The organism is Herbaspirillum sp. meg3 (assembly GCF_002257565.1).
Lineage (GTDB): Bacteria > Pseudomonadota > Gammaproteobacteria > Burkholderiales > Burkholderiaceae_D > Herbaspirillum.
The window spans coordinates 3,060,856-3,075,353 of record NZ_CP022736.1; the positions used below are offsets into that span (position 1 = coordinate 3,060,856).

The following is a 14,498-nucleotide window of genomic DNA, read 5'->3' on the forward strand; positions in this document are numbered from 1 at the left end:
GTTTTATAACGAACTGGTGAGGTTCCAATTACGAGCCTCACCTGAACAACCATATATTCACCAGCACTACGATTTTATGGCCTCTCGCAAGTCACCTAGAAATTGCAACGCGCTTTGTTGATTCGCTGGCACAGTAAGCCAGACATAAGTCGCTGCCCGATAGAGCTCCTTAAAATCAAAACCGCCACCTAAGGCATTCTTTAGATTTAAAAAATAATCTTTAGAATCTGTTTCTGCCTGCATAGCCAAAGCAATTGCAATGTCGCCCCGTCTGTCAGGCCACATATCTGCAAATGCCTGCGTATTCGCCTTGGTCGCCGCAACCATATATTCAGCGGGGTCTCCAGTCCCCGGCAAGTATTTGTACGGCCAATGCAAATGTTCTCTAAGCTGATCTCGTTGATCTCCGTCGTACACGCCAACTATCTTTATTTTTTTCAACTCTTTCGGAAGTCTTGTCAATATTTCGTTTATATCGCTCCACCCCTGTACCCAAGTAACATCCAGATGGTCAAAAAAGTCATCATCCTGCCATTGCATCAACGCTATTAAGAACTCTGCCGCACTTCGATCTTCTGTAATTACCAAGATAGGTTTGAAAGGAACAATTTTTAGACTCTCATGCAGAGTAGTTTGCAGCGGCGACACTTGGGAGATTACGTTTGCACCAGCCCTAGCCAACAATGCTAAATTCTTCAGAGGAACTCCTTTTAGCGTGTGCTGAGAATGCGTCGATAGAATGGCGGTAATTTTACTTTGGTCGCATCTATGCATGATGTAACTCATCAGGGCCTCCTGCGCTCGAGGAGGGAGATGCGACTCAGGTTCTTCTAATAACAAAAAACTCTCTGAGGGAATTCGTTGCAACGCCCAAACTAAATAGTTAATACAGAGCTCTCCTTGCCCCATATCCTCAGAACGATAAGTTACCCCTGCGGTCGTAACTTCGAAGTACGGAAATACTGGTTCGTTCCCATATTCTTCAATTTCGTACGTTTTTACTTCGCTATAGCTTCTTCCTGTAATTGTCTTGCGCCAATCTAGAGTTATAGAATCATCCGTAATCTGTGGGGCCCCTTCCAATGCACTTTCAAAATCGCCATCATTGCGTATTACATACTTAATCCGCTGAGAGGCTAAAGCGGCATCTACGTACTGAACTTTGGGAGTATCTCCCTCAGGGCAAATTAGCGCTGCGATTTGATCTGCATTCGAAACTTCCACATACGCCCCCGCATCGTTACGCACAGAGAAAAGAGGACTCGCGACGTAAGGGACATTCGCATCTTGAGCTCTTAAATTAATTCCTTGTGATTGAGCATATCCAGGTGCTAATGCGGAGAAAATCGCCTTTAATAAAGTTGTTTTACCAGCCCCATTTTCACCGCAAATAGCCATCACGTTTTCGCTGAATGCGATTTCCAGATTTCCTATTCCTCTAACATTTTTCAGAGATAACTTAGTCAATGCTATTTTATTTTTACGCTTGACGACTTTCTTTAATAAGTCTTGAGCGGCAGCAGATCTCATTTTATTTGCTCCCACTTTTCAGAATTTTCGGAAAGAAAATTCTGAATAAGATAGCGCTCAGTAATTCGAGAAGCATCTGTACTATTCGACTGCTCTAGTACGATTCTTAGTTTTCGCAAGAGCCCAGTAAAAGACTCAATGTCTTTCTCAGGATCCCAAGCATATATGCCCCACATAGCAATGTCTCGAAGCACTACAGAACTAACATCTGCAACTCGAGAAGTTACCCGATCATTGTAGATAGCGAACAGTGCGGCTCGTACTTCTTCGTCATATCCTCGACCAATCTCTCCCAAGGAATATAGAACCCGGTCTGATTCAAACTTGTAGAAAAAACTAGCCCATCTAGCCGAGTCTACAGTTGGATTGACACCCAAATAGCGACAGAAGAAAACTAACCAAGAAAATAGGCTAGCCTTATTTAAACGGCACTGCGCCAGGCGAGTATCCTTAATTTTGGAGAGTAGTTCTATGGACTGTTCCACGCGCCGAAGAGCCTCATCACTGAAAGGATCTCCCGATCTATACCTGTCAGCCAAGAGATTTGCCCCTGTTTTTGTAGACAATCCACTTTCAAGAGCTACGCATACTCGAGCGAGTGCATCGTCATAAGACATTCTTGCATTTGAAAATCCCAAAAAATCTTTGCTTAGTCCCAACAACTCCATTTTCTCAACTAGAGCTTTAATCTGCTCACGAGGTTTTCCGAAGAATGAATTGCGCTGTTCCGCAGCCGTTAACGCTGTCGGCTGATTGAGACGATAAAATAACTCACTCGGCTCCGACGGTTGATAGTCAACAATAGTGAATTGACGTATGGCAAATCCTCTCACCTTCCGTTTCCACTCTGGACTAAGGTCGTCGAAATACATTCCATCAAGGGCTGCCAATTTCTCATCAAACGGCTCAATTTTTCCATTCACCCTTATTGCCCCGCCGACAAAATCTCGTATAGCCGCCAGTCTCTGCTGCCCGTCTAAAACGACGTCTGCACCACCGTTCGCTCCTTTAATCACATGAATTGGCGGCACATGCCAATCTCTTAGAACGCTATCGATTAGCTTTTGCTTTTTACTTGTTGTCCAAACTTCTCCTCGCTGAAAATTTGGTTGGAGATCAAGATCTCCATTTCGAATGCGATTAGCAATAGTTTCAATATCTGGATCCGATGGAATGAGGCGCATATATTTTCAGTTAAGTTGAAATAAGATATTTCGCTAAATCTATCTACTTACGAACTAGTAAACAATAGCTACTAAAGCTACAGAAAAAGAAAAGGTGCGCCGCGGCGCACCCTAGTCAGGTCTCAGAGGTATGTCTCCTCCTTAATATACCCTGCGTCCAGCGTGCTGTACGCCTGAGTATCCGGTTGCCGGCTTGGCATGTTATTGATTAATGATGTGCGCCACCGCCGAGATAGGCTGCCTGGACGGCCGGATCGTTCTGCAGTTTGTCGGCCGGGCCGTGTACGGAGATTTTTCCATTTTCCAGTACATAGCCGTAGTCGGCGACGTTCAGTGCTGCAGCGGCGAATTGTTCCACCAGCAGCATCGTGATGCCCTGCTCTTTCAATCGCAAGATGATGCGAAACACTTCGTCGACCAGGATGGGTGCCAGGCCCATCGATGGTTCGTCGAGGAGGATGACTTCCGGATTCAACATGACGGCGCGGGCCATGGCGAGCATTTGCTGTTCGCCGCCGGACAAGGTGCCGGCCAGTTGCGTCTGGCGTTCTTTGAGGCGCGGGAAGAGCTCCAGCGCGCGTTCCAAATCGTGGGCGATGTCGCCCTTGGGACGTGCGCGTGTGAAGCGCGGGAAAGCGCCCAGCAGCAGGTTGTCGGTGACGCTCATGGTGGCGAAGACGCGGCGGCCTTCGGGTGAATGGGCGAGACCGGCGCGTGCGATCTTGTGCGAGTCCTGGCCGGTGACGTCTTTGCCGCCCAGGGTGACAGTGCCGCCCTTCGGTTTGATCATGCCGGAGATGGCGCGCATGGTAGTGGTTTTGCCGGCGCCGTTGGAGCCGATCAGGGTGACCACTTTGCCTTTCGGTACTTCCATGGAAATACCGTGCAGCACTTCAACCTTGCCGTAAGCGGCTTGCAAATTCGAAATCGTCAACATCTCAAGCTCCCGCGGTGGTTGGTGTGGAATCGCCGGCGCTGCCGCCGAGATAGGCTTCGATCACCTTGGGGTTGGCCTGCACTTCGGCCGGCTTGCCTTCGGCGATCTTCTGGCCGAAGTCGAGCACGGTGACGGTGTCGCAGATCGACATGACGACGTCCATGTGGTGCTCGATGAGGATGATGGTGATACCGACATCGCGGATCTTGCGGATGATGGCGACCAGTTCCTTGATGTCGGGTGCGGTGAGGCCGGCGGCCGGTTCGTCGAGCAGCAGCAGGCTTGGATTCAGGCCCAAGGCGCGGCCGATTTCGAGCAGGCGCTGTTTGCCGTAAGGCAGGTTGCGCGCTTCTTCGTTGGCGAGATCGGCGAGGCCGACGAACTCCAGAATCGCGGCAGCACGTTCGCGTGCGGCCTTCTCTTCGCGCTTGTAACGCGGCGAGTTCACCATGACGTCGGCGACGTTGCTGTTGAAGGTGTGGTGCAGACCGACGAGGACGTTTTCTGTGGCGCTCATTTCGCCGAACAGTTGCACGTTCTGGAAGGTGCGCGCCACGCCGCCCAGCGCAATCAGCGATGGCGTCTGGCCGGTGATGGCGCGCCCGTCGTATTCCACCGAACCATCGGTCGGACGGTAGATGCCGGTGAGCACGTTCATCATGGTGCTCTTGCCGGAACCGTTAGGACCGATCAAGCCGTGCACGGTGCCTTTGCGGATGTCGAGGTCGACCTTGTTGAGCGCTTTAAGGCCGCCGAATTGCATCAGCACCTGATTGACCTTCAACAGGGTCGCGCCGTCTTCCTTGACGGCTGCTGTGGTGATGACGGCGTCGGTCGCTTTTAATACGTTGCCGTCGATTTGCTGTGCCAGCGGGACACGCTTGCTGAGCACGCGGCCGAACAGGCTGCGGCAGAAACCAACAATACCGTCTTGCAGGTAGTAGACGACAAACAATGTCATCAGGCCAAAGATGGTGAGACGCCAGTCGGTGATGTTTTCCAGCTTGTAAGAGAACGCTGCCATCAGTACCGTTGCGATCACCGGCACGGCGATTTCGCGCGGCGTCTTGGTCTTCTTGACGACGGAAGCGATACCGCCGACCACGACGATTACGGCGGCGACGGTGGCGATCTGACGGAACAGTTCAATGTCGGACAACAGGCTCGGCAGCATGACAACGATCAGCGCGCCGATGAGCGAACCGATGCGCGACTTGCGGCCGCCCATGATCACGGCCAGCAGGAACAGGATGGTCAGTTCGAAGTTGTAGGTATTGGGCGAGATGTACTCTTCCGAATACGCATACAGACAGCCGGACAAACCAGCCAGCGCCGCGCTGATGATGAAGGCGTAAACCTTGTAGCGATATACCGAGACGCCCATGCAATCGGAGGCGATCGGACTGTCCCGCAGCGCCTGGAAAGCGCGGCCAAGGTTGGAGCGCAGGATGCGATGAACCACGATCAGCGACACCACCATCAGGATGGCGACAACGTAGAAGAATTCGACTTCCGTCATCTTGGCGGCGCCGAGCATCGGCTTTGGAATCTTGATACCCATCGGGCCTTCGGTGAGGAAGGTCATTTCATTGATGAGGATCTGGATGATGGTGCCGAAGGCCAGCGTAACCATCGCAAGGTAAGGCCCGGTCACACGCAAGGCCGGCAGCGCCAGGATAGCGCCGAATAGCGCGGTGACGGCGATACTGCCGGGCAGCACCAGCAGAAACGGCAAGCCGAGTTTGAAATACAACACGCCGGCGGTATAGGAACCGATGCCGAATAAGCCGGCATGCCCCAGGGAGACCTGGCCTGTGTAGCCGACCACGATATCCAGACCAAACAACAGGATGGCGTAGATCAGAATGGTTTCTGCCAGATGCAGGTAGTAAGGATTGCGTACTACCTGCGGCAACACCGCCAGCGCGATGATGCCGAGCAGCGAAAAGAAGAGGATTTTTTTGTTCATGTTCATCAGACCTTTTTGATCGCAGTTTTGCCGAACAGGCCAGCAGGTTTGACTGCGAGCACCAGCAACAGCAGCAACAGTCCCGGGACTTCCTTGTAGCCAGTGGAGATGTAGAAACCGGTGACAGTTTCAGCGATGCCGAGAATCAGCCCCCCGACAATCGCCCCCATGCCGGAGGTCAGGCCGCCGATGATTGCCACGGCGAATGCTTTCAAACCGAGCGCTGCGCCCATGGTGGCGCCGGTGAGCGTCAACGGTGCCACCAGCACGCCGGCGAAGGCTGCCGTTGCCGAGGACAGTGCGTAGGAGAACGTGATCACCATGCTGGTGTTAATGCCCATCAGGCCGGCAGCATCACGGTCGTTCGATGTGGCGACGACGGCTTTGCCGTAAATCGATTTGCGGTTGAAGATCTCAACGGCGAGCATCATGGCAAGCGCGCCGACGACGACCAGCACTTGCATGGGCTGCACATTGGCGCCAAAGATCTGGAACGGTGCGCCTGACAATGGGCTGGGGAATGGAAGATCGTCTTTTCCCCAGATATTTTCGGCGACGTTCTTGAAGATGATGGCAAGCGCAATCGTCGACATGATCCAGCCGAATTCGGACTTGATCTTGATCGCAGGGCGCACGCCGATCCATTCGACGAACATCCCTTGCAGCGCGCCGAAGACCAGCACGATGGGAATCATGAGCCAGTAGTTGAGATAAGGGCCGCCATGTATGTTGCCGACCACCGACAGGCCGACCAGCGCACCCAACATCAACGCTTCGCCCTGTCCGAAGTTCAGGGTGCCGGAGGTGGCGAAAGTGAGTTGATAACCGAAGGCGATCACCGCGTAGATCATGCCTAGCGCGATGCCGCTGAAAACCAGCTGTAACAGAATATCCATTATTTCTACCCAAGAAGCGGCTTGCCATTAACTGGCGGGTTGAGTGTGCCGGGATTTTTTTCAGGTATGAGAGATGGAAGATCGCGTGTAGCCGAACGGCCGGGCTTGCGCCCTACCCCTGCTGCCACCTCGCCGACGTCAGACATCACGGCATGCTGCCCGCCTGATGCGCCCGCGTCGCTGCGACTTCGTCACTTCCGATACAAGTTAAAAAATCGTCAACATACTCTGCGAAAAAGGCCAGTCCCCGGATCGCAAGGACTGGCCTTTATGCTTTAACGACAAATTACGCCGTCGTCAGATTTTATTTGCCGAGAACGACGCGGCCGTTTTTCACTTCGCCCATGACGACGTTGTTTGGCTTGATCGCTTCATGGTCGGTGTGCGAGAACGGCTTGTCATAGGTCGTCACAACGCCTTCAACCTTGGTGTTCAGGTTTTCCAGCGCAGCGCGTACCTTTTCGCCGTCAGTGGTGCCGGCTTGCTTGATGGCGGCCGCCAGCAGGTAGATCGAGTCGTAGCCTTGAGCGGCAGACACGGCCGAAGGGATACGGTCGACCTTGTAGGCTTTTTGGTAGGCTTCGATGAAGGCTTTGCGCTTAGGCGTATTGCCGTCCTGGATGAAGGTTTGCGGCATACGGGCGCCGTTGCCGTTCTTGCCGGAGTTGTCGATGAAGTTACCCATCGACAGCGGCCAGCTGCCGATAATAGGCACGTGCCAGTTCAGCTTTTCCATGCCGTTGGCGATCTGTGCCAGTTCAGGACCGATGCCGTAGGTCAGCACGACTTGTGCGCCACCTTGCTTGGACTTCAGCAATTGTGCAGTCATGTCGACGTCTTTGATGTTGTACTTCTCGATGGCGACCGGAGTGATCTTCTTGGCAGCCAGGACTTTTTCCAGATCTTCACGACCGAGTTGGCCGTAGTTGGTGGAGTCCGCCAGGATCGCGACCTTGGTAAATTTTTGCTTGTCGACGGCTTCGTCGGCAATCATCTTGGCCTGAATGCCGTCTGCTGCCGAAGTACGGAAGACGTAGTTGGCCGGATCTTTTTCGAATTGCTTGGTGATAACGCTACCGGTAGCAACGTTGTTGATCACAGGAATCTTTGCTTCCTGATAGAAACGCTGCGACGCCAGTGCAACACCAGTGTTGATGAAGCCGACAGTGGCGACAACTTTTTCTTTGTTGATCAGTTCTTGCGCAACCTGCACGCCGCGTTCGTTCTTGGCTTCGTCGTCGCGTTCAACCAGTTGCAACTGACGTCCCAAGACGCCGCCTGCGGCATTGATGTCGGCCACGGCCAGCTTGACGCCGTCGCGCATGGAAGCCCCCATCGGAGCGGAACCGCCGGTGAACGGGCCGGACACGCCGATCTTGATAGGATCAGCTGCTTGGCTGGAAAGGGAAAGGCTCAGTAGTGCTGCTGCAACCAAAGCTTGGGTCTTGTATGACATTTGTCTTCCTCCTGGTGTAATTATCTTGGTTGGCCATCTTGATGTGGTCTAACTCAATTCTTGCCGGGCCGTCAGTTGTTTTGCGTTGTTCTGAGGCACCGTGATCGTCGCTGATTCTGTCCCATCTACCTTTCTCGAAACTTACAAATCCGTCAGGATCTGTCGAATGCTGTCAGGCAGTGGAACCGATTTTTCTTCTTTGAAATTAACCCACACGATCTTGGCTCCGCCCTCAGCATAGATGATTTCCGGTTCATCTACACGCCGGATCTCATAGGTAGTTTCCACACTCGAGCGGCCCGGTTGCAGCGCATACATGCGGATTTCGATGTCGGCCGGGTATTTGAGCTGGCGACGGAAGGTGCATTGGGCATTGACGATCACCGGGCCCAAACCGTCTTCGACCATACCGCCAACAGCTGTCTCCAGCCATTCGATACGGGTCTGCTCCATGTAGCGGAAATAGACGGTGTTATTGACGTGGCCGAAGGCGTCCATGTCGCCCCAGCGAATCTTCATGGTGGAAGTGTGTATCAGGATTTTGTCGGACATCGGGTAACGCCTTTCTTCGTAAGCCTTAATCTTGGTGGATCACGCTCAGGTGATTGTTGAATTTATTTCATCTTGCAATCTAGTTCATCGCATCACGCCGGCATTTCCACACAAGAACAAGGGAATTGGCAAAAATCAAATAAAATGTCGACAAGTTTGGGCGTCGTGAACATTTTTTGTGGATCAGACTAGCATTCTCTCGCAAAATACTGAACAATAGCACGATCGTTCGCAAATATTCCAACCAAAACATTACGGGACACTCCATGACTCAAACTCAAGACTTGCTTGCGCAGTACGGTCCGCGCGAAGCAATGGAATACGACGTCGTTGTCGTCGGCGGCGGCCCGGCTGGACTGTCCTCGGCCATCCGCATCAAGCAACTGGCCGCCGATGCCGGCAAGGAAGTCTCCGTCTGCGTGCTGGAAAAAGGCAGCGAAGTCGGCGCTCACATCTTGTCGGGCGCGGTCATGGATCCCCAGGCGATTACCGAACTGTTTCCCAACTGGAAAGAACTCGGCGCGCCCTTGAATACTGAAGTGACCGAAGACCGCTTCCTTTTTCTCTCCGCCAGCAAGGCATACAAGACGCCGTCGTGGATGCTGCCAGCCTGTTTCCAGAATCACGGCAACTACGTCATCTCGCTGGCCAATGTCGTGCGCTGGCTGGGCCAGCAGGCTGAGGCACTGGGCGTGGAAGTGTTCCCCGGCTTTGCCGCGGCGGAAATCCTGTACAACGACGACGGCTCCGTCAAGGGCGTCGCGACCGGCAACATGGGTGTGGATCGCCATGGCGAACCGACCGGCGCTTTTCAGCTGGGCATGGAACTGCATGCGAAGTACACCTTCTTCGCCGAAGGCGCGCGCGGCCATCTGGGCAAGCAACTGATCGCCAAGTACAAGCTCGACGCCGGCAAGGATCCACAGACATACGCTATCGGCATCAAGGAAATCTGGGAAATCGATCCGAAGATGCACAAGCCGGGCCTGGTGGTGCACACCGCCGGCTGGCCGCTGGATAGCGGCACCTATGGCGGCTCTTTCTTGTATCACCTGGAGAACAATCAGGTCGCCGTGGGTTACGTGGTTGGCCTCGCTTACGAGAATCCTTACCTGTCGCCGTACGAAGAATTTCAGCGCTATAAAACGCATCCGGAAATCCGCAAGTTCTTTGAAGGCGGCAAACGTCTGGCTTATGGCGCACGCGCGATCACGGCCGGCGGTTTGCAATCGCTGCCGAAGCTGACCTTCCCGGGCGGCGCGCTGATCGGCTGCGATGCAGGCTTCCTGAACGCTTCGCGCATCAAGGGCAGCCATGCCGCCATCAAGACCGGCATGCTGGCCGCGGAGGCAGTGTTTGAGGCCTTGGGCAATGATCGCCAGTACGATGAGCTGACGGCCTACAGCGCCGCGTTTGAGAAGTCCTGGCTGCATGAAGAGCTGTACAAGGCGCGTAACTTCAAGCCGTCGATGAGCAAGGGACTGTACACCGGCACGCTGCTGGTCGGCATCGACCAGGTGCTGTTCGGCGGCAAGGCGCCGTGGACGCTGCATCACTCGCATGCGGATCACGAATGCCTGAAGCCGGCGGCCGACTTCTCGCCGATAGCGTATCCGAAGCCGGACGGCAAGCTGACTTTCGACCGTTTGTCGTCGGTGTTCATTTCCAACACGAATCACGCGGAAGATCAGCCGATTCACCTGACGCTGAAAGATGCGTCCGTGCCGGTTGGTATCAATCTGGCGAAATATGCCGGCCCCGAAGCGCGCTACTGTCCTGCCGGCGTGTATGAGTTTGTGAAGAATGACGACAATACGGATCGCCTGCAGATCAATGCGCAAAACTGCGTGCACTGCAAGACCTGCGATATCAAGGATCCGACACAGAACATCGTGTGGGTGACACCGGAAGGCGGCGGCGGGCCGAATTACTCGAACATGTAATTCGTCTGCGGCTGCATTCGTACTGACGTACTGACGTAATGACAAAGACGGCGCTTCGATTGAAGCGCCGTTTTTGTTTTGGCCCTGCCCTTGTCGCGTCGATGCAATGACGGAATGACACGCTCTGCGATGCTACCAAATATCCTTTAGTATGGGCTCTCCCATAAGACCATCTTACGAGGACTATAAAAATGATTCGGAGACTTGCCTCGGGCTTCATCGCCCCACTGTCGTTGTCGTTACTTTCACTGCTGCCTTCCACCCTGCTTGGCTCCACCGCTCACGCAGCGGACTATCCCGGTTACCGTCAGGCTGACTGGATTGTGCCGAGCTTCACGTTTCACACCGGCGAAACGCTGAACAATTTCAAGCTGCATTACGCCACTGCCGGCGATCCGGCTAATCCGGCGGTACTGCTGCTGCACGGCACCTATCGCAGCGGCGCGGATTTCGTCGGCAAGGATTTTGCCGGTGAAATGCTCGGCCCGGGACAAGCGCTCGACGCTAGTAAGTATTTCCTCATCATGCCGGATGCTATCGGCGTCGGGAAATCTTCCAAGCCATCCGACGGCCTGCGCGCCAAATTCCCGCAATACAACTACGCCGACATGGTGCTCGCGCAGTATCGGCTAGTGACCGAGGGCCTGGGCATCAAACACCTGCGTCTGGTCATGGGTAACTCCATGGGCGGCATGCAGACATGGCTGTGGGGCGAGATGTATCCGACGATGATGGATGGGCTGGTGCCGATGGCATCCCAGCCGATCGAAATGGCGAGCCGTAACTGGATGATGCGGCGCATGCTGGTCGAGTCAATCAAGCAGGATCCCGCCTGGAACGGCGGGAACTACACCACCCAACCACCGTCATTGCGACTCGCCAACACCATGTTCGGTATTGCCACTGCCGGCGGCACCATTGCCTATCAAACGCTGGCGCCGACGCGTGCGCAAGCCGACAAAATCGTGGATGACCGCTTGAATGCGCCGGTGACGGCCGACGCCAACGACTTCATCTATCAGTGGGGATCGTCTGCTGATTTCAATGCGATGCCGAATCTGACGCACATACAGGCGCCAGTGTTGGCGATCAATTCTGCCGATGATGAGCGTAATCCGCCGGAAACCGGCACGATGGTTGCGGCGTTGAAACAACTGAAGAATGCTGAATTGCTGCTGATCCCGGCGAGTGCAGAGACGCGCGGACATGGGACAACGAGCTTCTCAAAGTTCTATGCGAAGCAGATCGACGCATTGTTGAAAACGCTGCCACAGCGTTAAATTCGGAAGATATCCCCCATTGTGATTCATAAGCAAAAAGGCTTCGATATCTATCGAAGCCTTTTCCTTTTGTTCAGTGAAGTAGCTGCGGTTCAGGTACTCGGCAAGGTCCACTGCCCGTTGAGGATTTTCTCCAGCCAGAAAGCGCCAATAACCGTCTTGACATCGGTTACCTTGCCAAGCCGGACTTGTTCCAGCAATTCGGAAAGCGGCGCCTTGTAGATATCCAGAAACTCACCTTCGTCAAGCTTGCGTTCGCCTGCAGTCAGGCCGCGGGCGAGATAGATATCCAGATGCTCATCTGAATAAGCGATGGCATTGTGGATGGTGCAGACGAATTGCCAGTCAGTGGCGGTATAGCCGGTTTCTTCTTGCAATTCGCGCTTGGCGCACTTGAGATGATCTTCGCCCGGATCAATCTTCCCTGCGGGAAATTCGATGAACACCTGGTCCAGCGGATAGCGGAACTGTCTTTCCAGCAACACTGAACCGTCTTCAAACAGCGGCAGAATAACGACGGCGCCAGGATGCTTGATGTGCTCGCGCACGGCATTTTTACCATCAGGCAGACGGATCTTGTCTCGTTGGACTTTGAGAAAATGGCCTTCGTAGACCAGCTCTCCGTCTACCTTGGTTTCTTTGAGATGAGTATCCATGCGTGGCAGGTATGCAGTAAGGGTAAGTGAGGGAGCACAGCAAATTGGTGCGGGCTTGGTGCCGGCCATTTCAGCGTCGCGCTCAGAACCAGCCAGGACTTGCTATGCGTGACTCTTGCGCAAGTAGCGCACCACATAACCGGGGTACGCCAGCACCAGAAACAGACAGCCAGTGACGGCATAAAATTCCCATCCCTGCGCAAATGCATTGCCGATGTTCGCTTCGAAGAAACGGGCAATGGCGCCGACGAGAAAGTACAGAACAATGAGCTCAAGCAGTCGCACCCATACCGGCTTGCGGTATGCGGCGGACTTGCTCAGGGTAATCAGCGCGAACAGCTGCTGATTAAAGAAAGGCAGGTTGGCGGCCAAGACCGCCAACAAGATGACACACCAGCTCAGTAGAGAAACATTCACCGGTAAATTCGCTTAGGTTGCGATGACTTTGCTCAGGAAAGTCGCCAGCGTCGTGACGATTGCGTTGGTGCATGCATCCATCAGATGACCTGGCCACAGACCGATGACCAACGCTGCCAGACCGTTCAGGCTCAGTGCAATGCGAACGTCGAAGCTTGCAGTGATCTTGGCATTGTCGGCAGGCTCATCGAAGTACATGTTCTTGATAACGCGCAGGTAGTAGAACGCGCCAACCAGCGAGAACACGACCGCCAACACAGCGAGCCAGATCTGACCTGTCCCCAGCACGGCTTGCAACACCGACAGCTTGGCGTAGAAGCCGACCATCGGAGGAATACCTGCCAGCGAGAACATGAGGATCAGCATGATCGCGGCAAACCAAGGGCTGCGTTGATTCAGGCCCTTGAAGTCGTCGAGCGTATCTGCTTCGAAACCGGAGCGCGCCATCAGCAGAATCACACCGAAAGTGCCCAGTGTGGTCAACACATAAGTGATCGCGTAGAACAGCGACGAGCTGTAGGCGTTGACCGCCTGGAACAGGTTGCCGTCCACTACACCCGACATCATGCCCAGCAACATGAAACCCATGTGCGAGATGGTCGAGTAAGCCAGCATGCGCTTGATGTTGGTCTGAGCGATCGCCGTCACATTACCGATGATGATCGACAGCACTGCCAAGACCATCAGCATTTGCTGCCAGTCGATTGCCAGCGGCAACAGACCTTCTACCAACAAGCGGAACACCATGGCGAATGCAGCCAGCTTCGGCGCGCCGCCGATCAACAGTGTCATCGGTGTCGGTGCACCGTGATAGACGTCTGGGACCCACATGTGGAAAGGAACAGCGCCCAGCTTGAACGCCAGACCGGCGACCACGAAGACGATACCGAACACCAGCACGTTGCGATCAACGGTACCGGACACGATGGCGCGGAAGACGTCGTTCAATTCCAGCGAACCGGTCGCGCCATACAGCATGGAGATCCCGTAGAGCAGGAAACCAGAGGCCAGCGCGCCAAGGATGAAGTACTTCATCGCCGCTTCGGTCGAACCGACATTGTCGCGACGCAGAGCAACCAATGCGTACAGCGACAGCGACATCAGCTCCAGCCCGAGGTAGATGGACAGGAAGCTGTTGCCGGAAATCATGACCATCTGACCCAGCAGCGAGAACAGCGCCAGCGCGTAGAACTCACCACCAAGGTGGCCGCCGCCGACAATGGCGCGATCACTGTTGTATTGGCGGGCGTAGATCAGTGTCAGGCCAATGGCCAGATACGAGAACAACTTCAGCAGGCTGGACAACGGGTCCGAAACAAACATGTTGCTGAAGGTGTAGACCGTTTCCCCACTTGCGTAGTTGGTGAAGGTCAACACTGCGCAGACCACCAGTGCCAGCAAGGACAGCAGGTAGGTGATGACGCGTTTTGCATCCGGCAAAAACATATCGATCAGCAGAATTGCGGAAGTCGCAATCAGCAGAAATATTTCCGGATAGACAGGGATCAGATTCATGTTGTTCATTTAGTTACCGCTTATTTTCGTCCGCGTATTTTGTCCGCTTACCGTTGCCGCCGTTTTCAGCCGTGCGAAACATGTGACCGGCTTGTATCGAAACGTCGTACCGAATTGCTGCCTGGTGTCGGCGCAGCACAGCAAGGAACACTGTGAAGCGCCG

At 54.2% G+C, this 14,498-nt stretch carries 12 protein-coding genes; 2 read left to right on the plus strand and 10 right to left on the minus strand.

Going from position 1 to position 14,498, the window contains the following annotated elements; genetic code table 11:
* Positions 1–66: 66 nt before the first annotated feature.
* The 7 genes from hmeg3_RS13665 to hmeg3_RS13695 form a co-directional block, all read right to left on the minus strand.
* A complete protein-coding gene (locus tag hmeg3_RS13665) occupies positions 67–1,530 on the minus strand; it encodes an ATP-dependent endonuclease (protein ID WP_094564207.1) in 1,464 nt (487 codons plus the stop codon).
* Entirely contained in the window at positions 1,527–2,714 is a 1,188-nt protein-coding gene (locus tag hmeg3_RS13670; protein WP_094564208.1) for a DUF262 domain-containing protein, read from the minus strand. The genes hmeg3_RS13665 and hmeg3_RS13670 overlap by 4 nt, the downstream gene beginning before the upstream one ends.
* A gap of 208 nt (positions 2,715–2,922) precedes the next feature.
* On the minus strand, positions 2,923–3,651 hold the full coding sequence (locus tag hmeg3_RS13675; RefSeq protein WP_050477739.1) for an ABC transporter ATP-binding protein: 729 nt from the start codon (positions 3,649–3,651) through the stop codon (positions 2,923–2,925).
* 1 nt (position 3,652) lies between these two features.
* The gene (locus hmeg3_RS13680; RefSeq protein ID WP_198361702.1) at positions 3,653–5,620 is read right to left on the minus strand and encodes an ATP-binding cassette domain-containing protein; all 1,968 of its coding nucleotides are present in this window, start codon (positions 5,618–5,620) and stop codon (positions 3,653–3,655) included.
* A gap of 5 nt (positions 5,621–5,625) precedes the next feature.
* Positions 5,626–6,516 carry a branched-chain amino acid ABC transporter permease gene (locus hmeg3_RS13685; RefSeq protein ID WP_094564210.1) on the minus strand — a complete coding sequence of 297 codons (891 nt, stop codon included), beginning with the start codon at positions 6,514–6,516 and terminating at the stop codon, positions 5,626–5,628.
* A 304-nt stretch (positions 6,517–6,820) separates the two neighbouring features.
* Positions 6,821–7,972 (minus strand): ABC transporter substrate-binding protein, encoded by a 1,152-nt coding sequence (locus hmeg3_RS13690; RefSeq protein WP_094564211.1) that lies wholly within the window; start codon positions 7,970–7,972, stop codon positions 6,821–6,823.
* Between the two features lie 141 nt (positions 7,973–8,113).
* Positions 8,114–8,524, minus strand: coding sequence for a thioesterase family protein (locus hmeg3_RS13695; RefSeq protein ID WP_094564212.1), 411 nt, complete (start codon positions 8,522–8,524; stop codon positions 8,114–8,116).
* A 266-nt stretch (positions 8,525–8,790) separates the two neighbouring features.
* Here hmeg3_RS13695 and hmeg3_RS13700 point away from each other — a divergent pair, with 266 nt between their 5' ends.
* Both hmeg3_RS13700 and hmeg3_RS13705 read left to right on the plus strand, forming a co-directional pair.
* The gene (locus hmeg3_RS13700; RefSeq protein ID WP_094564213.1) at positions 8,791–10,467 is read left to right on the plus strand and encodes an electron transfer flavoprotein-ubiquinone oxidoreductase; all 1,677 of its coding nucleotides are present in this window, start codon (positions 8,791–8,793) and stop codon (positions 10,465–10,467) included.
* Positions 10,468–10,658: 191 nt separating this feature from the next.
* On the plus strand, positions 10,659–11,747 hold the full coding sequence (locus hmeg3_RS13705) for an alpha/beta fold hydrolase (RefSeq protein ID WP_094564214.1): 1,089 nt from the start codon (positions 10,659–10,661) through the stop codon (positions 11,745–11,747).
* Between the two features lie 92 nt (positions 11,748–11,839).
* Here hmeg3_RS13705 and hmeg3_RS13710 read toward each other — a convergent pair whose 3' ends face one another.
* The 3 genes from hmeg3_RS13710 to nuoN all read right to left on the minus strand — a co-directional run bounded on the left by hmeg3_RS13710 (position 11,840) and on the right by nuoN (position 14,344).
* Positions 11,840–12,403 (minus strand): NUDIX domain-containing protein, encoded by a 564-nt coding sequence (locus tag hmeg3_RS13710; protein ID WP_094564215.1) that lies wholly within the window; start codon positions 12,401–12,403, stop codon positions 11,840–11,842.
* Between the two features lie 102 nt (positions 12,404–12,505).
* A complete protein-coding gene (locus hmeg3_RS13715) occupies positions 12,506–12,820 on the minus strand; it encodes a DUF2818 family protein (protein WP_094564216.1) in 315 nt (104 codons plus the stop codon).
* A gap of 12 nt (positions 12,821–12,832) precedes the next feature.
* Positions 12,833–14,344: an NADH-quinone oxidoreductase subunit NuoN gene (gene nuoN / locus hmeg3_RS13720; protein ID WP_094564217.1), complete on the minus strand. Its 1,512-nt coding sequence runs from the start codon at positions 14,342–14,344 to the stop codon at positions 12,833–12,835.
* Positions 14,345–14,498 lie beyond the last annotated feature (154 nt).